At 70.2% G+C, this 25,375-nt stretch carries 26 protein-coding genes and 3 tRNA genes; all 29 read right to left on the bottom strand.

What is annotated here, in order from left to right:
* Positions 1-320: 320 nt before the first annotated feature.
* The 29 genes from AC2CHG_RS09060 to AC2CHG_RS08920 all read right to left on the bottom strand — a co-directional run bounded on the left by AC2CHG_RS09060 (position 321) and on the right by AC2CHG_RS08920 (position 25,374).
* Positions 321-689, bottom strand: coding sequence for a hypothetical protein (locus AC2CHG_RS09060; protein WP_366622003.1), 369 nt, complete (start codon positions 687-689; stop codon positions 321-323).
* A 96-nt stretch (positions 690-785) separates the two neighbouring features.
* Positions 786-4,673, bottom strand: a complete 3,888-nt coding sequence (locus AC2CHG_RS09055) for a DNA-directed RNA polymerase subunit beta' (RefSeq protein WP_262013094.1) — start codon at positions 4,671-4,673, stop codon at positions 786-788.
* A gap of 80 nt (positions 4,674-4,753) precedes the next feature.
* Entirely contained in the window at positions 4,754-8,185 is a 3,432-nt protein-coding gene (gene rpoB / locus AC2CHG_RS09050; protein ID WP_013288641.1) for a DNA-directed RNA polymerase subunit beta, read from the bottom strand.
* Between the two features lie 575 nt (positions 8,186-8,760).
* The gene (gene rplL / locus AC2CHG_RS09045) at positions 8,761-9,147 is read right to left on the bottom strand and encodes a 50S ribosomal protein L7/L12 (protein WP_018784545.1); all 387 of its coding nucleotides are present in this window, start codon (positions 9,145-9,147) and stop codon (positions 8,761-8,763) included.
* Positions 9,148-9,201: 54 nt separating this feature from the next.
* On the bottom strand, positions 9,202-9,747 hold the full coding sequence (rplJ, locus tag AC2CHG_RS09040; protein WP_018784544.1) for a 50S ribosomal protein L10: 546 nt from the start codon (positions 9,745-9,747) through the stop codon (positions 9,202-9,204).
* A gap of 316 nt (positions 9,748-10,063) precedes the next feature.
* Entirely contained in the window at positions 10,064-10,753 is a 690-nt protein-coding gene (locus AC2CHG_RS09035; protein ID WP_262013096.1) for a hypothetical protein, read from the bottom strand.
* Complete coding sequence (locus AC2CHG_RS09030; protein ID WP_262013097.1) at positions 10,750-11,634, bottom strand: ABC transporter ATP-binding protein; 885 nt, start codon at positions 11,632-11,634, stop codon at positions 10,750-10,752. Before AC2CHG_RS09030 ends, AC2CHG_RS09035 begins: the two co-directional genes overlap by 4 nt.
* A gap of 82 nt (positions 11,635-11,716) precedes the next feature.
* The gene (rplA, locus tag AC2CHG_RS09025; protein WP_135242081.1) at positions 11,717-12,433 is read right to left on the bottom strand and encodes a 50S ribosomal protein L1; all 717 of its coding nucleotides are present in this window, start codon (positions 12,431-12,433) and stop codon (positions 11,717-11,719) included.
* Between the two features lie 88 nt (positions 12,434-12,521).
* Entirely contained in the window at positions 12,522-12,953 is a 432-nt protein-coding gene (gene rplK / locus AC2CHG_RS09020; RefSeq protein WP_013288647.1) for a 50S ribosomal protein L11, read from the bottom strand.
* A gap of 187 nt (positions 12,954-13,140) precedes the next feature.
* On the bottom strand, positions 13,141-13,863 hold the full coding sequence (gene nusG, locus AC2CHG_RS09015) for a transcription termination/antitermination protein NusG (RefSeq protein ID WP_194801430.1): 723 nt from the start codon (positions 13,861-13,863) through the stop codon (positions 13,141-13,143).
* Positions 13,864-13,898: 35 nt separating this feature from the next.
* Complete coding sequence (gene secE, locus AC2CHG_RS09010; protein ID WP_013288649.1) at positions 13,899-14,291, bottom strand: preprotein translocase subunit SecE; 393 nt, start codon at positions 14,289-14,291, stop codon at positions 13,899-13,901.
* Between the two features lie 213 nt (positions 14,292-14,504).
* Positions 14,505-14,577, bottom strand: a tRNA-Trp gene (locus tag AC2CHG_RS09005).
* A 127-nt stretch (positions 14,578-14,704) separates the two neighbouring features.
* Positions 14,705-15,097: a MaoC family dehydratase gene (locus AC2CHG_RS09000; protein ID WP_194801431.1), complete on the bottom strand. Its 393-nt coding sequence runs from the start codon at positions 15,095-15,097 to the stop codon at positions 14,705-14,707.
* Between the two features lie 4 nt (positions 15,098-15,101).
* On the bottom strand, positions 15,102-15,548 hold the full coding sequence (locus AC2CHG_RS08995; RefSeq protein WP_194801432.1) for a MaoC family dehydratase N-terminal domain-containing protein: 447 nt from the start codon (positions 15,546-15,548) through the stop codon (positions 15,102-15,104).
* Between the two features lie 119 nt (positions 15,549-15,667).
* Positions 15,668-15,835 carry a 50S ribosomal protein L33 gene (gene rpmG, locus AC2CHG_RS08990; protein WP_013288652.1) on the bottom strand — a complete coding sequence of 56 codons (168 nt, stop codon included), beginning with the start codon at positions 15,833-15,835 and terminating at the stop codon, positions 15,668-15,670.
* A gap of 130 nt (positions 15,836-15,965) precedes the next feature.
* Positions 15,966-16,038, bottom strand: a tRNA-Met gene (locus AC2CHG_RS08985).
* A gap of 25 nt (positions 16,039-16,063) precedes the next feature.
* Positions 16,064-16,136, bottom strand: a tRNA-Thr gene (locus AC2CHG_RS08980).
* Positions 16,137-16,232: 96 nt separating this feature from the next.
* Positions 16,233-18,755: a putative bifunctional diguanylate cyclase/phosphodiesterase gene (locus AC2CHG_RS08975; protein ID WP_194801433.1), complete on the bottom strand. Its 2,523-nt coding sequence runs from the start codon at positions 18,753-18,755 to the stop codon at positions 16,233-16,235.
* Positions 18,756-18,805: 50 nt separating this feature from the next.
* Complete coding sequence (locus AC2CHG_RS08970) at positions 18,806-18,943, bottom strand: hypothetical protein (protein ID WP_162959301.1); 138 nt, start codon at positions 18,941-18,943, stop codon at positions 18,806-18,808.
* A gap of 421 nt (positions 18,944-19,364) precedes the next feature.
* Positions 19,365-19,622 carry a hypothetical protein gene (locus AC2CHG_RS08965; protein ID WP_262013099.1) on the bottom strand — a complete coding sequence of 86 codons (258 nt, stop codon included), beginning with the start codon at positions 19,620-19,622 and terminating at the stop codon, positions 19,365-19,367.
* 63 nt (positions 19,623-19,685) lie between these two features.
* A complete protein-coding gene (locus tag AC2CHG_RS08960) occupies positions 19,686-20,045 on the bottom strand; it encodes a hypothetical protein (RefSeq protein ID WP_262013100.1) in 360 nt (119 codons plus the stop codon).
* Between the two features lie 354 nt (positions 20,046-20,399).
* Positions 20,400-20,615, bottom strand: coding sequence for a hypothetical protein (locus tag AC2CHG_RS08955; RefSeq protein WP_484524537.1), 216 nt, complete (start codon positions 20,613-20,615; stop codon positions 20,400-20,402).
* 42 nt (positions 20,616-20,657) lie between these two features.
* Positions 20,658-20,804, bottom strand: coding sequence for a hypothetical protein (locus AC2CHG_RS08950; RefSeq protein ID WP_484524536.1), 147 nt, complete (start codon positions 20,802-20,804; stop codon positions 20,658-20,660).
* A 12-nt stretch (positions 20,805-20,816) separates the two neighbouring features.
* The gene (locus AC2CHG_RS08945; protein WP_484524535.1) at positions 20,817-21,143 is read right to left on the bottom strand and encodes a hypothetical protein; all 327 of its coding nucleotides are present in this window, start codon (positions 21,141-21,143) and stop codon (positions 20,817-20,819) included.
* 104 nt (positions 21,144-21,247) lie between these two features.
* On the bottom strand, positions 21,248-22,684 hold the full coding sequence (locus AC2CHG_RS08940) for a tyrosine-type recombinase/integrase (protein ID WP_484524534.1): 1,437 nt from the start codon (positions 22,682-22,684) through the stop codon (positions 21,248-21,250).
* Positions 22,681-22,845: a helix-turn-helix transcriptional regulator gene (locus AC2CHG_RS08935; RefSeq protein ID WP_181518402.1), complete on the bottom strand. Its 165-nt coding sequence runs from the start codon at positions 22,843-22,845 to the stop codon at positions 22,681-22,683. The genes AC2CHG_RS08940 and AC2CHG_RS08935 overlap by 4 nt, the downstream gene beginning before the upstream one ends.
* A gap of 17 nt (positions 22,846-22,862) precedes the next feature.
* Entirely contained in the window at positions 22,863-24,629 is a 1,767-nt protein-coding gene (locus tag AC2CHG_RS08930; RefSeq protein ID WP_484524533.1) for a replication initiator, read from the bottom strand.
* Positions 24,626-25,186, bottom strand: a complete 561-nt coding sequence (locus AC2CHG_RS08925; protein ID WP_484524532.1) for a DUF2637 domain-containing protein — start codon at positions 25,184-25,186, stop codon at positions 24,626-24,628. Before AC2CHG_RS08925 ends, AC2CHG_RS08930 begins: the two co-directional genes overlap by 4 nt.
* Complete coding sequence (locus tag AC2CHG_RS08920; RefSeq protein WP_013473706.1) at positions 25,183-25,374, bottom strand: hypothetical protein; 192 nt, start codon at positions 25,372-25,374, stop codon at positions 25,183-25,185. Before AC2CHG_RS08920 ends, AC2CHG_RS08925 begins: the two co-directional genes overlap by 4 nt.
* Position 25,375: the final 1 nt, after the last annotated feature.

Here is a 25,375-nt window from a genome sequence, read left to right as displayed (position 1 = left end):
GGCCCGCCGTGCGGGCCCCAGCCACCGTGGCCGGGCGCACTCCCCGGCGCCGGCCACCCGCCGCCGTGCGCCGGCTGACTCCCCGGGTACGCCCCGAACGCCGGCCCGTGCGCCGGTGGACCCCCCGGGTACGGCCCGTGCGCCGGCGCGGACGCGGGACCCGGCGGGTACGGCCCGGGGCGGGTCGGGTCGCCTCCCGGCGCGGCCGGTTCCGTCACGGGGTCCTCCTGTCCACACGCCCGCCGCGCGGCGGACACCGGCCAGGCTACCGCCGCCGATCATTGCGGGGCGGGCGGGCGCGGGCCCGCTCCCCCACCGGGTCAGTCGAAGTTCGGCGCGAAGTCGTGGCCGAACGACGCGTCCGCGGCCCGGACCACACCGATCACCACCGCCGCGACCACCGCGGCGGCGGTCAGCACCAGACCGGTCCGCGCCATCTGCTCGCCGCGCCGCAGCCAGTCCGCGCCGGTGAGATAACCACCCGACGCGTACGCCTCCCGGCGGGCCTGCCGGGCGAGCACGAGCGCGATGGTGGCCGGCACCGCCCCGCCGATGAAGAAGCCGGTGAGCGCGCCGATCAGCCCGAGCGCGAAGACGGCGCGGGCCTTCGTGGAGCGGACCGGTTCCGGATCGTACGGATGGCGGTACGCCTGCGGCACGACGGGCGCCTGCCCGGGCACGGTCGTCATGCCTCCATCATGCCCCGGATCCGGTCCCCCGGTCCCGGCACTCCGGACGCGACGAGGCCCCCGGCGGATGCCGGGGGCCTCGTCGTTGCCTACTGCTTAGCGGTACGACCCGAAGTCGAAGTCGTCCAGCGGAACCGCCTGGCCGCTGGCCGGCCCGAAGCCGTAGTCGGTCTCCGGGTAGCCGGTCATCGAGTAGACCTTGGCCTTCGCCTCCTCGGTCGGCTCGACCCGGACGTTGCGGTACTTGCTGATGCCCGTACCGGCCGGGATGAGCTTACCGATGATCACGTTCTCCTTGAGGCCGATCAGCGAGTCGCTGCGGGCGTGGATCGCCGCGTCCGTCAGCACCCGGGTGGTCTCCTGGAAGGAGGCCGCCGACAGCCAGGAGTCAGTGGCCAGCGAGGCCTTGGTGATACCCATCAGCACCGGGCGACCGGCGGCGGGCTCGCCACCCTCGCCGACGAGCCGGCGGTTCTCCGACTCGAACAGCGCCCGGTCGACCAGCACACCCGGCAGGAACTCGGTCGAGCCGGAGTCGATCACCGTCACCCGCTTGAGCATCTGGCGGATGATGATCTCGATGTGCTTGTCGTGGATGAGCACACCCTGCGAGCGGTAGACCTCCTGGACCTCCTGGGTCAGGTGGACCTGGACCGCGCGCGGGCCGAGGATGCGCAGCAGCTCGTGCGGGTCGATGGTGCCCTCGGTGAGCTTCTCGCCGACCTCGACGTGGTCGCCGTCGTGCGCCCGGAGCCGGACCCGCTTCGAGATCTTGTCGTAGACGATCTCGTCGCTGCCGTCGTCCGGGATGACCACGATCTTGCGGGACCGCTCGCCGTCCTCGATCCGGATGCGACCCGGGGTGTCGGCGATGGGCGCCTTACCCTTCGGCACCCGGGCCTCGAAGATCTCCTGGACACGGGGCAGACCCTGGGTGATGTCCTCACCCGCGACACCACCGGTGTGGAAGGTACGCATCGTCAGCTGCGTACCCGGCTCACCGATCGACTGGGCGGCGATGATGCCGACCGCCTCGCCGACGTCCACGGTCTTGCCGGTCGGCAGCGAGCGGCCGTAGCACGCACCGCAGACACCCAGCTTCGACTCGCAGGTGAGCACGCTGCGCACCCGCACCGTCTCCACGCCGGCGGCGACGATCGCGTCGACCCCGATGGAGTTGATGTCCTGGCCGCGGTGGGCCACCACGGTGCCGTCCGGGCCCTTGATGTCGTCGGCGAGCGTCCGGGCGTGCACGCTGGTCTCGGCGTGCTCGTGCACGACCAGCTTGCCGTCGATGCGCTCACCGATCTGCATCGGGATGGCACGGTCGGTGCCGCAGTCCTCCTCGCGGATGATGACGTCCTGCGAGACGTCCACCAGACGCCGGGTCAGGTAACCCGAGTCGGCGGTACGCAGGGCGGTGTCCGCGAGACCCTTACGGGCACCGTGCGTGGAGATGAAGTACTCCAGCACGGACAGACCCTCCCGGTAGCTGGCCTTGATCGGCCGCGGGATGATCTCGCCCTTCGGGTTGGCCACCAGACCACGGATCGCCGCGATCTGCCGGAGCTGGAGCAGGTTACCGCGGGCACCCGAGTTGATCATCTTCCACAGCGGGTTCTCCTGCGGCAGCGCGGTGTCCATCTCCTTGGCGACCTCGTTGGTCGCCTTGGTCCAGATCTCGATGAGCTCGCCGCGACGCTCCTCGGCGGTCATCAGACCACGCTGGTACTGCTTGTCGATCCGGTCGGCTTCCTTCTCGTACCGCTCCAGGATCTCCCGCTTGCGCGGCGGAGCGATGACGTCCTCCATGCCGATGGTGACGCCGGACCAGGTGGCCCAGTGGAAACCGGCCTCCTTGAGCCCGTCCAGGGTGGCCGCCAGGGCCACCTTCGGGAAGCGCTCGGCGAGGTCGTTGACGATCGCGGAGAGCTGGCCCTTGCGGATCTCGTAGTTCACGAAGCGGTAGCCCGGGGGCAGCGTCTCGTTGAACAGGACCCGGCCCAGCGTGGTCTCCACGGTCACCGGCTCGCCCTCGGTCCATCCCTCGGGGGCGGTCCACGGCTCGGCGCCGGCGCCGTTGTCCACACCGACCACGTCGCGCAGCCGGATCCGGACCGGAGCCTGCAGGTGCAGCTCGCCGTTGTCGTACGCCATCCGCGCCTCGGCGTCCGAGCTGAACGCCCGGCCCTCGCCCTTGCCACCCGCAGTGAGGTGGGTCAGGTGGTAGAGACCGATGACCATGTCCTGGGTGGGCATGGTGACCGGCTTGCCGTCGGCCGGCTTGAGGATGTTGTTCGACGACAGCATCAGGATCCGCGCCTCGGCCTGGGCCTCGGCGGACAGCGGCACGTGGACCGCCATCTGGTCACCGTCGAAGTCGGCGTTGAACGCGGTGCAGACCAGCGGGTGGATCTGGATGGCCTTGCCCTCGACCAGCTGCGGCTCGAAGGCCTGGATGCCCAGACGGTGCAGGGTCGGCGCGCGGTTCAGCAGCACGGGGTGCTCGCCGATGACCTCTTCCAGCACGTCCCACACGACCGGCCGCTGCCGCTCGACCATCCGCTTGGCGGACTTGATGTTCTGCGCGTGGTTGAGGTCGACCAGCCGCTTCATCACGAACGGCTTGAACAGCTCCAGCGCCATCTGCTTGGGCAGGCCGCACTGGTGCAGCTTGAGCTTCGGGCCGACCACGATGACCGAACGGCCGGAGTAGTCGACGCGCTTGCCCAGCAGGTTCTGGCGGAACCGGCCCTGCTTGCCCTTGAGCATGTCGGACAGCGACTTCAGCGGCCGGTTACCCGGGCCGGTGACCGGACGACCACGACGGCCGTTGTCGAACAGCGCGTCGACGGCCTCCTGGAGCATCCGCTTCTCGTTGTTGACGATGATCTCGGGCGCGCCGAGGTCGATCAGCCGCTTGAGGCGGTTGTTCCGGTTGATCACACGCCGGTACAGGTCGTTCAGGTCGGAGGTCGCGAAGCGGCCACCGTCGAGCTGCACCATCGGGCGCAGGTCCGGCGGGATGACCGGGACGCAGTCCAGCACCATGCCGAGCGGCGAGTTGCGGGTGTTCTGGAACGCCGCGACGACCTTGAGCCGCTTGAGCGCCCGGATCTTCCGCTGGCCCTTGCCGGAGCGGATGGTCTCGCGCAGGTTCTCCGCCTCGGCCTCCAGGTCCATGTTCTGGACCAGGGCCTTGATCGCCTCGGCGCCCATGCTGCCGGTGAAGTACTCACCGAAGCGGTCGCGCAGCTCGCGGTAGAGCAGCTCGTCGGTGACCAGCTGCTTCGGCTCCAGCTTGCGGAAGGTGTCGAGGACCTCGTCGAGGCGGTCGATCTCGCGCTGGGCCCGGTCGCGGATCTGGCGCATCTCGCGCTCTCCGCCCTCCTTGACCTTGCGCCGGACGTCCGCCTTCGCGCCCTCGGCCTCCAGCTCGGCCAGGTCGGCCTCCAGCTTGGCGGCCCGCTTCTCGATCTCCGAGTCGCGGCTGTTCTCGGCCTGCCGCTTCTCGGCCAGGATCTCGTTCTCGATGGTCGAGAGGTCGCGGTGACGCGCTTCGGCGTCCACGCTCGTCACGACGTACGAGGCGAAGTAGATGATCTTCTCAAGGTCCTTGGGGGCGAGGTCCAGCAGGTAGCCCAGCCGGCTCGGCACGCCCTTGAAGTACCAGATGTGGGTCACCGGAGCGGCCAGCTCGATGTGACCCATCCGCTCCCGGCGAACCTTGGAGCGGGTCACCTCGACGCCGCAGCGCTCGCAGATGATGCCCTTGAAGCGGACCCGCTTGTACTTACCGCAGTAGCACTCCCAGTCCCGCTGCGGACCGAAGATCTTCTCGCAGAAGAGCCCGTCCTTCTCCGGCTTGAGGGTGCGGTAGTTGATGGTCTCGGGCTTCTTGACCTCGCCGTGGGACCACTGACGGATGTCGTCAGCGGTGGCGAGGCCGATGCGCAGCTCGTCGAAGAAGTTGACGTCGAGCACTATGTCCCCTATGTCGTCGTCTGTACTGCTAGCTAACGAGTGGGATCCGGGGCAGGGTCACCCTGCCCCGGATCACCACCTCAGACCTCTTCGACCGAGCTCGGCTCGCGCCGGGACAGGTCGATGCCCAGCTCCTCCGCCGCCCGGAACACCTCGTCGTCGGTCTCGCGCATCTCCAGGGCCACACCGTCGCTGGAGAGCACCTCGACGTTGAGGCACAGCGACTGCAGCTCCTTGAGCAGCACCTTGAACGACTCCGGGATGCCCGGCTCGGGGATGTTCTCGCCCTTGACGATCGCCTCGTAGACCTTGACCCGGCCCAGGACGTCGTCGGACTTGATGGTCAGCAGCTCCTGCAGGGCGTAGGCGGCGCCGTACGCCTGCATGGCCCAGCACTCCATCTCACCGAAGCGCTGGCCACCGAACTGCGCCTTACCACCCAGCGGCTGCTGCGTGATCATCGAGTACGGGCCGGTCGACCGGGCGTGGATCTTGTCGTCGACCAGGTGGTTGAGCTTCAGGATGTAGACGTAGCCGACCGCGATCGGGTCGGGCAGCGGCTCGCCGGAACGACCGTCGAACAGCTGCGCCTTGCCGCTGCCCCCGATGAGCTGGTTGCCGTCCCGGTTGGGCAGGGTCGACGCCAGCAGACCGGAGATCTCCTCCTCGCGGGCACCGTCGAAGACCGGAGTGGCCACGTTGGTGTCCGGCTCGGACTCGTGCGCGTTGATCGAGCGGAGCTGGCGCTTCCACTCGGCGTCGTCGCCGTCCACGCTCCAGCCGGTCTTGGCCACCCACCCGAGGTGGGTCTCCAGGACCTGGCCGATGTTCATCCGGGACGGCACACCGAGCGGGTTCAGCACGATGTCGACCGGGGTCCCGTCCTCCAGGAACGGCATGTCCTCGATCGGCAGGATCTTGGAGATGACGCCCTTGTTGCCGTGGCGGCCCGCGAGCTTGTCACCGTCCTGGATCTTGCGCTTCTGGGCCACGTAGACCCGGACCAGCTCGTTCACGCCCGGGGGCAGCTCGTCGCCGTCCTCGCGGGAGAAGGTACGCACACCGATGACCGTGCCGGTCTCGCCGTGCGGCACCTTCAGCGAGGTGTCCCGGACCTCGCGCGCCTTCTCGCCGAAGATCGCGCGGAGCAGCCGCTCCTCGGGGGTCAGCTCGGTCTCACCCTTCGGAGTGACCTTGCCGACCAGGATGTCACCGGGGACGACCTCGGCGCCGATCCGGATGATGCCGCGCTCGTCGAGGTCCGCGAGCATCTCCTCGCTGACGTTCGGGATGTCGCGGGTGATCTCCTCCGGGCCGAGCTTGGTGTCCCGGGCGTCGACCTCGTGCTCCTCGATGTGGATCGAGGTGAGCACGTCCTGCTGCACGAGGCGCTGCGACAGGATGATCGCGTCCTCGTAGTTGTGGCCCTCCCAGCACATGAACGCCACCAGCAGGTTGCGTCCGAGCGCCATCTCGCCCTCGTCGGTGCACGGACCGTCGGCGATGACCTGACCGGCCTCGACGCGGTCGCCCTCGAAGACGACCGGCTTCTGGTTGACGCAGGAGCCGGCGTTGGAGCGGCGGAACTTGTGCAGCAGGTACGTCCGGCGGTGGCCGTCGTCCTGGTGGACGGTGATGTAGTCCGCGCACAGGTCCTCGACCACACCGCCGACCTCGGCGACGACGACGTCACCGGCGTCGACCGCGGCGCGGTACTCCATGCCCGTACCGACCAGCGGGGCCTCGGCCTTGACCAGCGGCACCGCCTGACGCTGCATGTTCGCGCCCATGAGCGCGCGGTTGGCGTCGTCGTGCTCAAGGAACGGGATCATCGCGGTGGCGACCGAGGTCATCTGCCGCGGCGACACGTCCATGTAGTCCACGGCGCCCGGCGCGACGTCCTCGGTCTCGCCGCCCTTACGGCGGACCAGGACGCGGTCCTCGGCGAAGGTGCCGTCCGACTTCAGCGGGGCGTTCGCCTGCGCCTTGACGAACCGGTCCTCCTCGTCCGCGGTCAGGTAGTCGATCTGGTCGGTGACCCGGCCGTCGATGACCTTCCGGTACGGCGTCTCGATGAAGCCGAACGGGTTGACCCGGGCGAACGTGGACAGGGCGCCGATCAGGCCGATGTTCGGGCCTTCCGGCGTCTCGATCGGGCACATCCGGCCGTAGTGGGACGGGTGCACGTCGCGGACCTCGAAGCCGGCCCGCTCGCGGGACAGACCACCCGGGCCGAGCGCGCTCAGCCGGCGCCGGTGGGTCAGGCCCGCCAGCGGGTTGGTCTGGTCCATGAACTGGGACAGCTGCGACGTACCGAAGAACTCCTTGATCGCCGCCACCACCGGGCGGATGTTGATCAGGGTCTGCGGCGTGATCGCCTCGACGTCCTGGGTGGTCATCCGCTCGCGGACGACCCGCTCCATCCGGGAGAGACCCACCCGGACCTGGTTCTGGATCAGCTCGCCCACGGTACGCAGGCGACGGTTGCCGAAGTGGTCGATGTCGTCGGCCTCGTAGCCCTCCTCACCGGCGTGCAGCCGGCAGAGGTATTCCACGGTGGCGACGATGTCGTCCTCGGTGAGCGTGCCGGTGGTGATCGGCACGTCCAGCTCGAGCTTCTTGTTGAACTTGTAGCGCCCGACCTTGGCGACGTCGTACCGCTTCGGGTTGAAGAAGAGGTTGTCGAGCAGGGTCTGGGCGTTCTCACGGGTCGGCGGCTCGCCAGGGCGGAGCTTCCGGTAGATGTCGAGCAGGGCCTCGTCCTGGCCGGCGATGTGGTCCTTCTCGAGCGTGGTCATCATGAGCTCGGACCAGCCGAACTTCTCACGGATGCGCTCGGCGGACCACCCGATGGCCTTGAGCAGGACGGTGACGGCCTGGCGGCGCTTGCGGTCGATGCGAACGCCGACCGTGTCGCGCTTGTCGATGTCGAACTCCAGCCAGGCACCCCGGCTCGGGATGACCTTGACGCTGGAGAGGTCGCGGTCGGAGGTCTTGTCCGGCTGCTTGTCGAAGTACACGCCCGGCGAGCGGACGAGCTGGCTGACCACGACGCGCTCGGTGCCGTTGATGATGAAGGTGCCCTTCGGCGTCATCATCGGGAAGTCACCCATGAACACCGTCTGGCTCTTGATCTCGCCAGTGGTGTTGTTGGTGAACTCCGCGGTCACGAACAGCGGCGCGCAGTAGGTCAGGTCCTTCTCCTTGCACTCCTCGATCGAGGCCTTGACCTCGTCGAAGCGCGGAGCCGAGAAGGAGAGCGACATGGTGCCGGAGAAGTCCTCAATGGGACTGATCTCGTCGAGGATCTCCGCGAGACCCGAGCGTGCGTGCGGGTCGTCCGCCGACCGGCCCTGCCAAGCCTCGTTGCCGACGAGCCAGTCGAAGGACTCGTTCTGGATGGCGAGGAGGTTGGGGACCTCGAGGTGTTCGGTGATCCGACCGAAAGAAACTCGGCGGGGCGCGAATGCGCTCGACGTACGACTGGTCTTCGCAGGGCGGGAAGCTGCCAAGATGCGTCCTTCCGAGGACCGGTGCTGCAGAACGGCTGGTACGCGTGCACTCCAATGACCCCACCAGAAATATCCACAATCGGACATTTCCGAGCAGGGGTCAAGTCGGAAGGCAGCGCAAACTAGCAGTGTAGCCGAGAGGCTAACCGCTGTCCAGCCCACCCCGCAGGTCGTCGCGGAACATGCCCTGGGACCTCGGAAAACCGGGTCGACCGGGCCGCTCGGAACGCGACGCTCCTGCCGGTCCGCTCGGGAGCCGCGGCGGCGGTGCTGCCGTTGCCCTTACCCGAGAGGCGGCCGTTGCAAGCGCGGAAGGTCTTGCTGATGTTCAGCGTGCCTGGCAGGCCGGTGCCGCGTCAAGGGCCGGTTACCGCTCGGGGTGTCTTTCCCACCGACGGGCTACCGACAGACGTCGCTGACCGGCCGATGAGAGGACGCTGTACGCCCTGCTCACGCCGTTCGCCGTCGGGTGGCACCAACACGGCGGGCGGTGACCCGGTCTCCCGGATCACCGCCCGCCGCGACGCGATGTGCCCCGGCTCACGTGAGCCGGACGCGCGTCAGGTGGAGCAAGGTCACTTGAGGGTGACCTTGGCGCCCTCGCCCTCGAGCTTGGCCTTGGCCTTCTCGGCGGTCTCCTTGTTGGCCTTCTCCAGGACGGCCTTCGGAGCGGCCTCGACCAGGTCCTTGGCCTCCTTGAGGCCCAGGCCGGTCAGCTCGCGCACGACCTTGATGACCTGGATCTTCTTGCCACCGTCGGCGTCGAGGATGACGTCGAACTCGTCCTTCTCCGGCTCGGCCTCGGCGGCCGGGGCACCCGGACCGGCCGGGCCGGCCATGGCGACCGGAGCGGCGGCGGTGACCTCGAAGGTCTCCTCGAACTGCTTCACGAACTCGGAGAGCTCGATCAGCGTCATCTCCTTGAACGCGTCGAGCAGCTCGTCGGTGCTGAGCTTCGCCATGTCTGGCGTCCTTTCTCGCAATGAAAACTAAGAACGTGGGTGCGCCGGGTGGCCTCAGGCCGCCTCGGCGCCCTCCTTCTCGCGCTTGTCCTGCAGGGCGGCCGCCAGACGCGCGGTCTTGGCGAGCGGAGCCTGGAACAGGGCCGCGGCCTTGCTCAGGTTGCCCTTCATGGCGCCGGCCAGCTTGGCCAGCAGCACCTCGCGGGACTCCAGGTCGGCGAGCTTCGTGACCTCGGCCGCGGAAATGGCCTTGCCCTCGAAGACACCGCCCTTGATGACGAGCTTCGGGTTGGCCTTCGCGAAGTCGCGAAGCCCCTTCGCCGCCTCGACGACGTCGCCCGAAACGAAAGTCAGCGCGGTAGGACCGGAGAACAGCTCGTCGAGCCCGGAGATGCCCGCATCGGCCGCGGCACGCTTTGCCAGCGTGTTCTTCGCGACCGTGTAGCTGGTCTCCTTGCCGAGCGAGCGCCGCAGCTGGGTGAGCTGCGAAACCGTGAGCCCGCGGTACTCGGTCAGCACGGTCGCTCCCGCGTTGCGGAAGCTCTCGGTCAGCTCGGCGACGGCCGTGGCCTTGTCGGCCCGGATCGGCTTGTCCGCCATGTCCCTCCTCTCTCGTTGCTCGGAGCTGGTACGCCGGCGGCGAGCCGAGGCTCGACGACGGCGGCGGAGGCATCACGACAACGAAAAAGCCCCGGCGCAGGGCGCACGGGGCGAGGGCCGGGACACTGACACAGTCGGCGGACCGTGGGTGACACCGAGTTTCGCTTACCGCCCTGCGCGGGTCGCCCGTCGTCGCGGGACCTTCGACCGTGCCGGAGCACGGTGACCAGCGGTCTTTGGGTGGAACTACCGCACCAGGTTACGCGACGTACGCCGCAGCACCAAATCGCGCCGGGTGCTCCCGGTCACCCATCGCTCAGGCCCGGGTACGCCGCGCCCAGGCGTAGCCGGTCAGCGCCACCGCCGCCCAGAGCGCCGCCCAGCCGGTGAGCAGCAGACCCTCGCCGGCCGCGACCGGCCCGGTGAGCGCCCGCGCGGTCGCCATCACCGGCGGGGCCAGCCACGGCACTACCGAGCCGGAGAGCCCGAGCACCACGACCCCGACCGCGCCGGTGACCAGCACCGCGACCCCGTAGCCGGCGCTGCGCGTCACCGCCCGGCTGGCGAGCGCGCCGAGCGCCACCGCCGCCGGCAGCGCGAGCAGGTGCGCCCAGAGCCCCAGGGCCACCCCGGCGAGCACCGGCCGCTCCCCCGGCCCGACGGCAGCGGTGACACCGCCCAGCGGCCACGGCAGCGCCAGCGCGAGCAGCACCACGGCGAGCCCCGCCACCAGCGCCGCGAGCAGCCCGGCCGCCCGTTCCCGGGCCGGGCCGGCCACCACCCGGGCGATCCGGCGCTGCACGTCGGGTTCCACGTTCAGCAGGATCTTGGTCTGCCAGGCCAGCACCGGGAACAGCACCACGGCGGAGACGCCGTAGGCCTCCGCCGGCCGGGCCCGGCCACCGCCGTAGAGGACGCCGAGGACGAGCAGGCCGGCCAGCACCGGCGCCAGCGCCCGTCCGGTACGCACGAAGCCGGCCAGCCGCAGCCGGACCAGCGCGATCACCTGGTCACCTCCGGCGCCGGCCCGGGCCGGGCAGAGTCCCCCTCGGCAGCGGCCTGGTCCGGGGAACCGGCGGCGGACGCGCCGGCCGATCCGCCGGTGCCCGACGGGCCGGCGGAGGCCGGCACCGGGTGCGTGGCCGGGGGCGGGACGGCGGGTTCGCGTACCCGAAGGATCTGGTGGCCGTCGGCGCGCAGGCGGGCGACGGCGGCGGCCAGCCCGGCGGCCGGCACCGCCAGCTCGACCACGGCGACGGCCGCGCCGCCCGACGACGCCTCCTCGGTCACCGTGCCGTCGGTGACCGACAGGTGCCGGGCACCCGGGAGCCGGACCGTCTCGCCCCGGTGGTCGCTGACCAGCACCGCGCCGCCGCCGGCCAGCACCTCGCCGATGATCTCGGGGACCGCCTCGCGGGCGGTGGCGTCCAGCCCCTCCCAGGGCTCGTCGAGCACCAGCAGGCCGGGCGGCCGCAGCAGTGCCTGCGCCAGGCCGACCTTCTGCGCGGTGCCCTTGGACAACCGCGGCAGGCGTACGTCGTGGAAGCGGGTCAGGCCCAGCCGCTCCACCCAGTGGCGCACCGCCCGGTCGGCGGCGGGACCGGGCAGGCCGGCGACGCGGCCCATCGCGGACAGGTAGGCCCCGACGGTGAACGGCTGGTCGGCGGGGAAGCGCTCCGGCACCCAGCCGACGACCGGCGGCCGGTCGGTGACCCGGCCCCGGCTCGGGCGCAGCACCCCGGCGGCGAGCTGGAGCAACGTGGACTTGCCGGCGCCGTTGCGGCCGAGCACCACCGCCGCCTCACCCGGGCCGATCGCTACGTCGACCTGCCGCAGCACCCACGGGCCGTGCCGGTGGTAGCGGAGCCAGACGCCGTCGAGCCGCATGCGCCCGAGCGTGCCACACCGGACAGACGGACGGGGCCCCGCCACGTCGTGGTGGCGGGGCCCCGTCCGGGAGTACGCGTGCTCAGCCCTCGGCCGAGCCCTCCTGGAAGTTCTTCACGACCTTCGGGTCGACCGGGACGCCCGGGCCCATCGTGGTGGTGAGGGTGACCTTCTTGAGGTAGGTGCCCTTGGCCGCGGACGGCTTGGCCCGCAGCACCTCGTCCAGCACCGCGGCGTAGTTGTCCACCAGCTGGTTCTCCGAGAAGGAGGCCTTGCCGATGATCAGGTGCAGGTTGGAGTGCTTGTCCACCCGGAAGGTGATCTTACCGCCCTTGATGTCCGAGACGGCCTTGGTGACGTCCATGGTCACGGTGCCGGTCTTCGGGTTCGGCATCAGACCGCGCGGGCCCAGGATCCGCGCGATCCGGCCGATCTTGGCCATCTGGTCGGGCGTGGCGATCGCCGCGTCGAAGTCCAGCCAACCGCCCTGGATACGGGCGACCAGCTCGTCGGTGCCCACCTCGTCCGCACCCGCGGCGACGGCCTCCTCGGCCTTCGCGCCGGCGGCGAAGACGATCACGCGGGCGGTCTTACCGGTGCCGTGCGGCAGGTTGACCGTGCCGCGGACCATCTGGTCCGCCTTGCGGGGGTCGACGCCGAGGCGCATCGCGACCTCGACCGTGGCGTCGAACTTGGTGTTGGTGGTGTCCTTGGCCAGCTTGACGGCCTCGACGGGGGTGTAGAGCTTCGACCGGTCGATGACCTCGGCGGCCTTGCGGTAGCTCTTGCTGCGCTGCATTTCTGGTGACTCCTGTGGTCTCTGGCGGGCGCGCGGCGTGCGCGGCCCTCCCACGAACAGAAAGATCGGGTGGGGCGGTGGAGCGAGATCAGTCGGCGACGGTCAGGCCCATCGACCGGGCGGTGCCGGCGATGATCTTCTCGGCCTGGTCGATGTCGTTGGCGTTGAGGTCGGCCATCTTCTTCTCGGCGATCTCGCGCAGCTGGGCGCGGGTGACCGAGCCGACCTTCTCCTTGTGCGGGACGCCCGAGCCCTTCTGCACACCGGCGGCCTTGATCAGCAGCCGGGCGGCGGGCGGGGTCTTCAGCACGAAGGTGAAGGTGCGGTCCTCGTAGACGCTGATCTCGGCGGGGACGATGTCGCCCCGCTGGGACTCGGTCTGCGCGTTGTAGGACTTGCAGAACTCCATGATGTTCACGCCGTGCTGGCCGAGCGCGGGGCCGACCGGCGGCGCCGGGGTGGCCTGGCCCGCCGGGAGCTGAAGCGTGAACGTCTTGACGAGCTTCTTCTTCGGAGGCATGTCTCTTCCTGGGGCTTGGAACTGGGATTCTCGCCGGTCCGCGGGCGCGCACGGTCAGCACGGTGCGGACAGCCGACGTTCTAGGGTAGCGCAGCCGTCGGCCACCCTCCGCGCCGAGGTCGGCGGGCGGCGAAACGGCGCACCGGCGGCCACCCCCGGAGGGGCGGGCCGCCGGTGCCGACGTACGTCAGATCTTGGCGACCTGGTTGAAGTTCAGCTCGACCGGCGTCTCCCGGCCGAAGATCGACACCAGCACCTTGAGCTTCTGCTGGTCGGCGTTGATCTCGCTGATCGTCGCCGGCAGCGACGCGAACGCGCCGTCGGTGACGGTGACCGAGTCGCCGACCTCGAAGTCGAGGACCTTGACCTCGGGCTTGGCCTTCTTCTGCTCGGTCTCGACCGCCGGGGCCAGCCACTTGAGAACCTCGTCGAGGCTCAGCGGCGCCGGCCGGTCGGCCCGGTCGGTGGCGCCGACGAAGCCGGTGACCCCCGGGGTGTTCCGGACGCAGGAGTAGGACTCGGCGGTCAGCTCCATCCGGACCAGGATGTAGCCCGGGAAGACCTTCGCCTGGATCTGCGACCGCTTGCCGTTCTTGACCTCGACCTCTTCCCGGGTCGGCACCTCGACCTGGTAGATGAAGTCCTCCATGTCGAGGGAGGTGATCCGGGTCTCGAGGTTGGTCTTGACCTTGTTCTCGTAGCCGGCGTACGAGTGCACCACGTACCAGTCGCCGGGCGCGTAGCGCAGCTTCTGGCGCAGCTCGGCGACCGGGTCGAAGTCCTCGTCCGGGGCCGGCTCGGTGGTCGGGAACTCCGGCTCGCTGGCGGCCTCGACCGACTCGTTGTTGGCCGCCGTCGCCACCGTGGACTGGTCGTCCGGGGTTCCGGCGGTCTCGTCGTACTCAGGCACGCTCGCTCACTTCCGTCAGTATCGCTGTCCGCAGGTCAGCTGGACTCGCCGAAGACCCACAGCACCGCCTTGGCGAAGCCGTAGTCCAGGCCGGCCACGATCGCCAGCATCACCGCCACGAAGGTGACCACCACGGCCGTGTAGGTCAGCAGCTCCTTGCGGGTCGGCCAGATGACCTTACGCAGCTCGGCCACGACCTCGCGGAAGAACCGCGCGATGCGGGCGAACAGCCCGATCCGCTCGGTGTCCTTGCGGGTCTTCCGGCCCTCGGCCGGCTCGGCCTGCGCCCGCTTGCGGGTCGCGGTGCCACCCCGGGCGACCGGCTCGTCCGCGTCGGTGGCGTCGTCGTCGGCCACGTCGTCGACGGTCGCGTCGTCGTTCAGACGCTCGTCGCCGTCGTCCTCGCCGCGGCGCTTGCTCTCGGCCACTTCGCCCTCCGTGCGGGTATGGGGTCGCACGCCGGGCGGCGTGCGCGGCGTGTTGGTCACGCCGGCCGGACCAACCGTCCCGCGACGGGCCGCGGCCGGCGGACCGGCCGGGAGGGCCCGAACGCCTCGGAACCACCCCACCGGTGCCACCACCACGGGCCGGACGCCGCCGGTGAGGGCGGCGCGACCCACGGAACGGTCAGGCCTGAGGCGCAGGGGTGACAGGACTTGAACCTGCAGCCTGCGGTTTTGGAGACCGCTGCTCTGCCAATTGAGCTACACCCCTGTGTGGCAACTCACCTCCACCCGGACACGCTGTGCCGAGCGGGGGTCACTTGCCCCACGGCGGACCAGTGTACGGGTAGTCGTGCGACTTTCCCAACCGGTCTGCCCCTCGCGCGTCGGGCGAACCCTCAGCGCGTCGTGCGGATCAGAGCCCGAGCCTGCGACAGCACCTTCTCACCCCGGCAGGTGGCGGTGATGTCGAGCCTGGTCAGGCCCGCATCGGTGACCTCCTTGACCACCGCCGACACCTCGATCTCGGTGCCCTCGTCGGTGTCCGGGACGACCACCGGGCGGGTGAACCGGACGCCGAAGTCGACCACCGCGTCCGGCGCGCCGGCCCAGCCGGCCACCGCCCGGCCGACCAGCGCCATGGTGAACATGCCGTGGGCGATGACGCCCGGCAGACCCACGCCGGTGGCGGTGCGGTCGCTCCAGTGGATCGGGTTGAAGTCGCCCGAGGCGCCCGCGTAGCGGACCAGGTCCGCGCGGGTCACCCGGTACGTCTGGGTGGGCAGCTCCATGTCCTCAGCCCTCTCCGCGTACGACGATCTTGGACCAGACGGCGACCACCGGCTCACCGTCCACGGTGCTCACGTCCGTGCGGGTGGTCAGGAAGCCGTGCCCGCCCCGGGTGGTGACCTCCTCGATGGTGTTCACGCACACCAGCTCGTCCCCGGCCACCACCGGCCGGGTGTACGCGAACCGCTGGTCGCCGTGCACCACACGGCTGTAGTCGACGCCGAGCGCCGGATCCTCGACCACCTGCCGGTTCGCCGCCATCGTGACGACCACCGGGAACGTCGGGGGTGCCACCACGTCGCGGTGGCCCAGCGCCCGGGCCGCCTCGGGGTCGTGGTGGGCCGGGTCGGTGGCACCGACGGCGGTGGCGAACTCGCGGATCTTTTCTCGGCCCACCTGATAGGGGGCGGTCGGCGGGTACGTCCGGCCGACGAAGGACGGGTCCAGGGACATGCCGCCGAACCTACACGGAAAACACGAACGCCGATCCGCCCGGTCGGGCGGCCCGGAGGCCACCCGTCAGGTGGATCGGCGTTCGAGAAGCTGCTGCGAACCGGCTGCGCCGGCAGCGGTCAGCGGGTCTCGCGGTGGACGGTGTGCTTGCCGTCCCGGGGGCAGAACTTCTTCAGCTCGATGCGGTCCGGGTCGTTACGGCGGTTCTTACGCGTGATGTAGTTGCGCTCCTTGCACTCCACACACGCCAGAGTGATCTTCGGCCGAACATCGGTCGCCTTCGCCACGGCGGAGTGCCTTCCTCGCTCACGGAACAACTACGGCGTGTCAGCCTACGCGCTGACGACGCGGACATGCAAAGTGGGCGCCTGTGGCGCCCGTCCCACCGGCCACCGGGCTGGGCCCGGAGGACGAGAGTAGCGGTGGCCGGACTTGAACCGGCGACACAGCGATTATGAGCCGCTTGCTCTGCCATCTGAGCTACACCGCCGTGGCGGGTCCAGCCGGACCCTCTGAGCCCCCTTACGGAATCGAACCGTAGACCTTCTCCTTACCATGGAGACGCTCTGCCGACTGAGCTAAGGGGGCCTGCTCGATCACCCCGGGGGGTGTCGCGCAGAGGAAACAGTACACGACCGCGTCGCGCAGGTGAAATCGGATCCCCCAGGTGCGTGTCCGCCCTGGTCAGGGCACCACTCGCAGACGCGGCAGCTCCCCCGCGACCACCGTCTCCGGGTCGACCTGGGCACCGAACCAGGCCTCCAGCCGCTCGTACGGCAGAGGGCGGCTGAACAGGAAGCCCTGGCCGATCTCGCAGCCGATGTCCTGGAGCAGCTCCAGCGTCAGCTCGCTCTCCACGCCCTCGGCCACCACCGCCAGGCCGAACTGCTGGGACAGCGTCACCACCGCGTTGACGATCGCCAGGTCGCCCGGGTCGGTCGCCATGCCCTGCACGAACGACCGGTCCACCTTCACCTCGTGCACCGGCAGCCGGCGCAGTTGCGCCAGCGACGAGTTGCCGGTGCCGAAGTCGTCCACCGAGAGGCGGACACCGAGGTCACGGAGGCTGCGCAGGGTCGGTATGGGACGTTCGGTGCCGTCCAGGACACCCGCCTCGGTGACCTCCAGCGTCAGCCGCTGCGGCGGTACGCCGTACTCGGCCAGCAGGTCGCGTACCAGCGCCGGGAAGTGCTGGTCGGTGAGCGTACGCGCGGCGAGGTTGACCGCGACGGACAGCGGCTGTTCGCCGTGGCTCCAGTCCCGGCTGCGCCGCAGGCTCTCCCGGAGCACGAACTCGGTGAGCCGGCCGAGCTGGCCGGTGTGCTCGGCCACCGCCACGAAGTCGTCCGGGGCGACGCTGCCGTGTGCCGGGTGCTCCCACCGGGCCAGGCACTCCACGCCCACCAGGCGGCGGTCCCGCAGCGTGACCTTGGGCTGGAAGTAGACCTCCAGCTCGCCCTCGTCGAGCGCCCGTTGCAGGTCGCCGGCGAGACCGAGCCGGCGCAGCGACCGGGACTCCAGCGCCGGACTGTAGAGCTGGACGCTGCCCGGTACCGACTTGGCCGCGGTGGCCGCCAGGTCGACGCGTTGCAGCAGCGCCACCGCGTCGCTGCCGTGATCCGGGTGGACGGCCACCCCGACGACCGTGTCGACGTCCAGGGTCAGCGAGTCGAAGACCATCTCGTCGCGGATCTGCTCCCGCAACTGGGCCGCCAGCTCCAGGGCCGCCTCGGTGCTCTCCAGCCGGAGCGTCACCAGGAACTCGTCCCCACCGGCCCGGCCGACTAGCGCCGAGGACGGCGCGCACGCGCGCAGCCGCTCGGCCACCTCCATGAGCACCTTGTCACCGGCGGCGTGGCCCAGCGACTCGTTGACCTGGCGGAGCCGGTCGACGTCGAAGAGCAGCAGCGCCACCACCTCGCCCGGCGCACGGATCTTGACCGCCTCCGCCACCGACGAGGTGAGGCGCCGCCGGTTGGGCAGGCCGGTGAGCGCGTCGTGGTCGGCGTCGTGCCGCAGCCGGTCGACCAGGCGGGAGTTCTCCAGCGCCACCGCGGCGTGCGCGGCGACCGTCTCGAAGACGGGGATGTCACCGGGGGCGAAGTGGCCGATGTCGCTGAGCCGGTTGGTCACCTCCAGCGTGCCGATCACGGCCTGACCGGAGCGCAGCGGCACCACGATGGCGTCCTTGACCCGCTCCTCCCCCGCGGCCTGCCGCAACGCCGGATCTCCGCCGAGCCAGCGGCCGATCGAGAGGGTACGACCCTTCTTGTGCACCTGCTGGCGCAGGCTCGCCGGGGTGGGCGCCAGGTCCAGCAGGCCCGGCGTGTCCACCCGGGCGGTGAGCAGCACCTCGGGATGCCGCCCCTGGGCGGGCAGCCAGAGCGTGGCGTACTCCGCCTGCATCAGCGCGCGGACCCGGTCGAGCAGGATGTCGGCGAGCGACCGCTCGGTGCCGGAGGCGAGAAGGCGGGTGAGCTCGTACATCCCGGCCAGCGTCCGGTGCTGCCGGAAGAACTGGGAGTAGGAGCGGTAGACCAGGACCAGGCCGCTGAAGAGGGCGGCGAGCAGCAGCGCCGACCACCACGTCGTCTTCAGGGCGATCAGGACGAGCAGACCGATCGCCACGTTGATGGCGGCGGTGAGCAAAGCGGTCGGCATGCTGCGCAGCGCGTCCCGCCCGGCCTGCCAGCCCTGGAGCAGCACGTGCACGCCGACCACGCTCACGAGGCTGACCAGCGTGACCACGCAGACGGCGAGGAAAAGGGAGCCCCACGTCCCCGGTCCGACATTTTTCAGCGGCGGCAGCGCCAGGAGTACGAGGCCGGCCAGCGAGGTGGCGGCCGCGGCCTTGGCGACGTTGAACCAGAGCTTCGCCGCGCCGAAGCGATGCGAGGCGCTCCAGATCAGCACCGAGAGTGTGTAGATCAGGACGACACTCAACGGGGGCAGGAAGTAGAGCGCCACGATGAGTGGCACCTCGGTGAGCGTCACGCCCACCGACTGGCGCCGGACGTAGACGTTCAGCACCGCGAAGCTGATCCCCGCCATGACGACGAAGAACACGAAGGCGAGCGGCCACTTGCCGAACGGTTGATCGGCAACCAGCGCGACGCAGGTGCTGCAGACCACCGCCAGCAGAGCCAGAGGGGCAGTGACGAGCCAGGCACGTTCCGTCGACCTTCGAGGTCGGCCCTGGCCTGCCATGCCCCTCCTACCCGAGACGCCGTCCGCCGGGCGGCGGACGGCTCGATGATTCAGCGTGGGGCGTCCATCGTCCAGACGATGTCGGCGAGTTGCGCGCTACCAGTGCCGGGGATGATGCCGAAGGCGCCTGCGATGGCGGCGAGCACGAGGAGCGAGCCAAACAGCCGGCCCAGCGTTCGACCAGACATGATTGCTCCTGTCGGGAGATTGCCACAGGGATGGTGAAGGTTTCCCGATCGTGCCACAACGCCGGGGAGCAGAAAAGCGGAGAGGACCCGCCCAGCCCGAGTAGCTGTCAGGTTCCGCCGTTCGGCCCGGCTACCCACGACACGCAGCCAGGTCATGGGGGTGAAGGGACGTCAGCCGCTTCGTCCATTGCGGATTCCCACCTTCACCCACGAAGGGGATCAAGTCACGCGAAACCCCACACCACCAACCCTGGGTCGCCCGACCGGCTCGACCTGGCCGATCCGTCCGGTGGGCTGCCACCGGACCCGCGGGCATTGACCACCATACCTGCCCCTGTCATGAACGCCAGAGGATGATTCCCTCATTCACGCCGGAACCGCTCAGTGGGCACACCAGGGGCCTCCAGCGTCTCGGCGTACGTCACCTGAGCATGTCCGCCACGCCGGTGTCCGGGTCGACCGCCACGCTGAGCTTGAAGTGTCCCCGGGCTCGGGCTTCGCCACGGGGGACGAAGTCGACGACCAGCAAGCGCTCCGTTCCGCGGAGTCCTCGCACCTGCGCTTCGTACGGCTCGGAGATCTGCCAGTCGTCGAGTTGGAACCCGCCTCGGGGCTTGCCCGCGCGCATCCGTCTGGTGAACTCAGCGGTCGCCAGCACCCGAACCTCATCGTGATCCACGACCCAGTATCGATCTACCGGCCCGTACGCCGGAGGACGCGGCCCGGCGAACCGGTCGCGCGGCTACTGGCCGAAGGTGTACCGCAGATTCGCGTTGATCAGCTCGTTCAGCCGCTTACGCAGATGCCCGAGCAGCGAGGGGTCGGGTAGAGGCTCAGCGAGCAGCAGCGTCCACCGAAGCAGGGTGCCTTGATGCCCGTCGGACGCGAGATCGAAGCGCACCTGCGCGTCGGGGCGCTTCGACCACAGCGATGACCAGACGACCAGGTTCGGGCGTTCGCGGCGCAGGATCTGCGGTCGCTGTTCGTCGTCGAGCAACAGCAGCCACGGGCGTGCCGGATCGCGGTCGGGCTCGGTCAGCGCCTCGAAGACGACGGCCGGCGGAGGCGCTTGACCGCGCATGCGGCTGCCCGCTTCGATCATGGCTCAGCTTAACGGCGCAAGCCGACAGGGCCGGCGAGTGCCGCACGGCCTGAACGAGAATGGCCCCGGAGCGCGTTTCCGCAGCTCACGGGGCCGTTCTTGCACCTGGTGGCGGGTAGAGGATTCGAACCTCTGTAGCTTTCGCGACGGATTTACAGGGCGTCCGCGCTCTTGCCGTTGGCAAGCAGCCTGAGCTGCTGCTTCTTTCTCATCAGGCGGATGCTGCTGCTCTGTCGCCCACCATCTGCCCACGCCCACGCCCACGCCCACGCCCACGCCCACGCCCACGCCCACGCCCACGCCCACGCCCACGCCCACGCCCACGCCCACGCCCACGCCCACATGTAACGCGCCTCAGTCGTCCTTCGGCATCGGCCACACGTCGCGGGAGTCGTTGAAGGCCCGTCCCTGCGGCGGCTCGACCGTCAGTGACTTCAGCGCCCCCGGCAGCGAGGCCGCACCTCGTCTCATCGCCCGCAAGAACCACATGGCCAGGCGTACCACTGCGAACACGGCGACCAGGCCCAGCGCCACCACTACCGCCAGGTTGAACATGAATTCGTAAATCACCTACGCATTCTCGCCCGCCACCCGAGAGCCATACCCTGCCAGTCATCCGAGGGCGTCGCCGATCTTGTCGTTCATGGTGTCGTCTCCGCCGTCGATGCAGTTGGCGTAGACGCGGAGCAGAACGACGACGCCGTGGCCCAGGCGCCGGGCGACCTCGATGAGCGGAGCGCCGGGTTGCAGCCAGAGCAAGGCCGCCGCTGGTCACCACATCTCATCCAACGTGGCTAGCCGACGACGGAACCGCCGAGCGTCCTGCTTTGGGAGCGCACGGCACACCAGTTCGAGCAGTGCCCGCACTTCGTAGGGTGCGGGGGCGCGAGCGAACATCTTGTCGCCCGCCAGGTACTCAAGATCCCGAACTCGGTGAGCCGGATGCCGCACCATCTCTTCCCAGAGCAGCAACAGCTCAGCGGCCGCACCGGGCAGCAGCCGGCCACGTTCGAGTCGAGCGATCGCGGCCAGCCCTCGGCCGGACAGCCCCGGTATCACTGAGAAGCTGTAGCCCGGATTCCAGAGCGCGGGCAGCATCCGGGATGCGGAAGATCGGAGCCGAAGCTCCCCAGGCCGTTTACGCGGCATGTTCCCTTCGAGAAACGGACATGCCGAGATCTTCCCACAATGGCTGAGCATGTTCATCCGAGTGCATCGCCGATCTTGTCGTTCATGGTGTCGTCGCCGCCGTCGATGCAGTTGGCGTAGACGCGAAGCAGGACAGCGACGCCGTGGCCCAGGCGCCGGGCGACCTCGGTCGGCGGGACGCCGGCATTCAGCCAGAGCGAGGCCGCCGCGTGCCGCAGGTCGTACGGCCGGCGGACGAGCGGCGAGGCGACCTGCGAGTCCGTCAGAGCCTTCTCCCGGGCGAGCTTCCACCACCGGTCGTAGACCGACTCGGACAGCGGCCCACCGTGCAGGCCCCGGAAGAACCGACCGTCCGGGCCGACCCCGTGATTCTCGACGTGCGCGCACAGCAGCTCGACGAGCCGGGGCGGGATCGGGACGGTCCGAGTCTCGGCCCTCCCCCGGTGCTTGAGTCCGCGCCGCTCGTGGGAGCCGCCGTCATCGGTCCAGTGCGACCCGGCGCGCGGCGAGGTGCCGGCGAGCACCAGGCGGCCCCAGCGGTATTCGATCTTCTCGTGGTCGCAGGACCGGGAAGGCTTGACCGCCGCCAGGTCGTCGAAGTCCGCGCCGCAGTCGGCGCACCGGCCCGAAAGGTCGCAGTCCTCCCGCCGCAGGTCTGCCGCTTCCGAGGGCCGCATGCCGGCGTAGTAGAGGCAGCCGAAGAAGGCCGTGACCTTGTCGGCGCGTTTGCCGAGAGATTTCACCGCCTCCAGCAGCGTGGCGACCTGGGCCGGGTTCGCCACCACCCGCCGGTCGATGGACTGCGCGACCTCGGGGGCGGTCCACTGGACCCGGTCGACCGGGTTGGAGTCGATCAGCTCCAGCTCGACGGCGTACCCGAGCACGTTGTAGAAGGTGGCCCGCTTCCGCTGGACGGTGGATGCAGCTGCGGGCTTGCCGTCCAGGCGAACGCAGAGGCTGTCGAGGACTCGGCGGACCATCGCGGGTGAGTCCAGCTCGACGACCGGCAGGGACGCGGTTTCCAGCCAGGCGAGGGCCGCCGCGTGCTCCGTGGGGATCTCATCGGACCAGCGGCGCGGGTTGAGGCCGTAGAGGTACAGCGCCTCACGGAGCAGCGCGTCAGCCGGCCGGCCCCGCTTGGCCGGGCGGGTCAGGGTCACCGTGATGGAGGTCAGCGCCTCGACGATCGACCGCCGGGTCTTGGCCGCCGCCCGGGGCCACTTCATCTCGACGTACGTGCGGCTGTGCGCGTACCAGGTGGTGGGGTTCTTGGTTCTGGCCTCGGACACCGGGCGGCCGGTGGCCGGGTCGAAGGGCTCCCCCGCGTTGGCCGCCTGGACCAGCTCGGCGCGGAACGAGTGCGCCAGGGCTTTGGTACGGAACATGTCCTCGAAGCGCTGGCCGCTCACCGCCCAGCGGACCCGCCAGGGCCGAGCCTTCCGGTCGGCGCGCTTGCCGATCTCCCAGATCTGGACCTCGTAGCTCTTCATGCAGCGTCCTGCTCCAGGTCGCCGAGCCACCGACCGAGCGCCGACCGGCGGACCCGAAGCTGCCCGTTCGGGAGCTTGATCACCCGTGGTCCCTTGCCGGTCTGTCGCCAGTAGAACCAGGTCGAGCGCGGTACGCGCAGCTCGGCGAGCACTTCCGGCACGGTCAACAACTCCTCGTTCACTGCGTCCCCTCCCCGTCGTGCTGTGCGCTGTGCTGAGTTGCCGAAAGATCTGTGGACCCCTGCGCGGCCCGGTCCTTGGCGGCGAGCAGTTCGGACCGCCAGCGGGCGCGTTCGCTGATGGAGCGCATGAGCCGGTGGGCCAGCGGTCCCACGTCGGGGTCGTCGGGTCGGGCGAGTTCCCAGGCGTGCCGGATCCGTTCGGCGGTGGCGCCCTGGTCGTCGACGAGCTGCCCGGCCGTGGCGCTGTCGGTGGTGGCGCCGAGCAGTGCCCGGACCCAGGCGCGTACGTCGTGCTTGTGGTCGGCGAGGGTCTTGCCGGACCAGTCGCGGGAGATGAGGATGCGCCGGCCGCCGATGCCGAGGGTGTCGCGCTGGTGGACCTTGCCCTTGCAGCGGCCGGGCTTGAGCTTGGCGTGTGCCTTCTTGGGCTGGACGCCGTAGAGCAGCCAGTTGGCGCACCGCTCGTTGCAGGGGGTGAGCTGGAGTTGCTGCCAGAGCCGGTCGAGGTGCTTGCGCTGCCGGTCGGTGGTCGCCTTGTGGACGTCGCCGGTGTGCTTGGTGATGTACTTCGTGACGTACCGGATGGTCCGTTCGGCGTCCTCGGTGCCGGGCATGACGCCGCGGGCGTCGACCTGGGCGCCGAAGCGGACGACGTGCACCGGTTCGGCGTCCGGGTCGTCGTCGATGGCGTCGAGGGCTTCCGTCCAGGTGGTCAGCGGCTCCCGGGTGTCGGGGTCGACCCACCCGGCTGCCTGCTCGTCCCAGACAGGGAGCCGGCCGAGGGTGTAGCGCTGGACGTCGACCGCCGGCCACCACACCTGGTGATAGGTGGCCGCCGCGACGGTGCGCAGGACGTCTCGGGGGATGGTGCCCCGGATGGCGAAGTGGGCGTGTGGGGCGAGCCGGCGTTGCGGCTCGACGCAGCCGGCGTACTGGACGTTCCAGCCCTCGCAGCGGCGGAGGTTCTGCCAGAACCGGTCGAGGAGGCGGGGGAAGTGGACGGCGTCCCGGGCGGCGCGGCGGTAGTCGTACCGGTCGGGGTTGAGCGGGGTGCCGTCGGGGCGGACCGGGCCGTACGAGTCGAGGGTGAGCGTCAGCCACATCGACGGCCGGAACGTCGCGCCGTCCGGAGCGGTGTAGGTCTTGCCGACGGTGCGCCGCTCGACCTTGCGCCGAGGTAGCTCGGGGGCATCTTGGCGTCGCTTGGTGGAGCGCTTGCGCCGGCGGCCGGGTTCGTCGTCGGAGTTCTCGTCGGCAGTGCCGTGGGGTGGCCCGACGCGCCCGCGTAGGCCCTCGGCGGCGATGGCTTCCTCTACCTCGCGGATCGCCTCGTCGAGGTCGGTCACCTGGTCCCACTGGGCGCCGCGTACGGCCTCGTCGCGGGAGAACTCCAGGTGTGCGCGGAAGAGGATCAGGGACTTCTGTGCCTCGGTCGCGGGTTCCGGGCCGGGTAGGGGTTCGTCGTCGCGGTGCCAGCCCTCCCGGATCTGGGCCTGGCGTAGCCGGCGGTTCTTCTTGGCGCAGGGCGCGCACTTGTCCTCGCGGGTCGCGCCGCAGGGCAGGTCGATGACCTCGGTCAGGCCGGTGTCGAGGTCGGTGCGGCGCATGGCGAGCGGGCGCACGCAGACGCCGTACTCGGCGGCTATCTCCTTGAGCACGTCGACCGAGCGGGGCAGCGCCATGCGGGCCGCCCGCGACCCCGGCCGAGGAGCAACCGGGGTCGGGGCGGCGGGAGCGAGGCCGGGCAGGGTGGGAGCGGTCATCGGATGATCCCGACGACCTGGGGTCGGTTGGGCTGGACGACGCCGAGCGGAGGCAGCACCGCAGCCGGTGCCGCGCGGACCGCCGGAGCGGGCGCGGTCGGCTGCTGGGGCTCGGGCTCGGTGACGACTTGCTCGGGAACCTCGTAGGTCCAGTCGACCGGCGGTTGGTCCGGTTCGGGTGCCGGGGCGGGTGTGCTGGACAGGACGACCTTGACCAGGGCGAGGAACGCCAGCGACGGAACGGCGGCCACGATCCAGCCCCACACGGACGGTTCGGCTTCCGCGACCTGGGCGGCGAGGGAGAGCAGGGCGAACGCGACCAGGAGCACGCCGACCAGGCCGACCGGGCGACCGGCGCGACGGCGGGCGCGGATCTCCAGGCCGAGGTAGATCGCCATCAGCTCAACGGCTACCGCGTTGGCCCAGCCGATCCAGTCGGGCTGCCCGTGGGCCACGGTCAGGTCGTGGACGTGGGTGAAGGCGGCGGCACCGGCCATGATCCCGATGGCGAGCAGGATCAGCACCCGGATGCCGGACTCGGCTCGGTGGCGGATCATTCGAAGTCGCCCTCCGGGATGCGGATGGTGACGGTAATGCGGATGCGCTGCCCGTCGAGGTCGTCCCGGCGGCGGACCATGTGCGCCAGGCCGTGCAGGGCGGCGGCGAGCCGGTCCGGGGAGCCGTCCAGGTCGATGTTCAGCGGCTTGATGCGGTGAGTGCCGAGGAAGAAGCGCTTGAGGGACATC

The sequence above is a fragment of the Micromonospora sp. ATLC20 genome (assembly GCF_057196585.1).
Note: the sequence above shows the minus strand (reverse complement) of the source record. Positions and strands in the feature narration are given on the sequence as shown.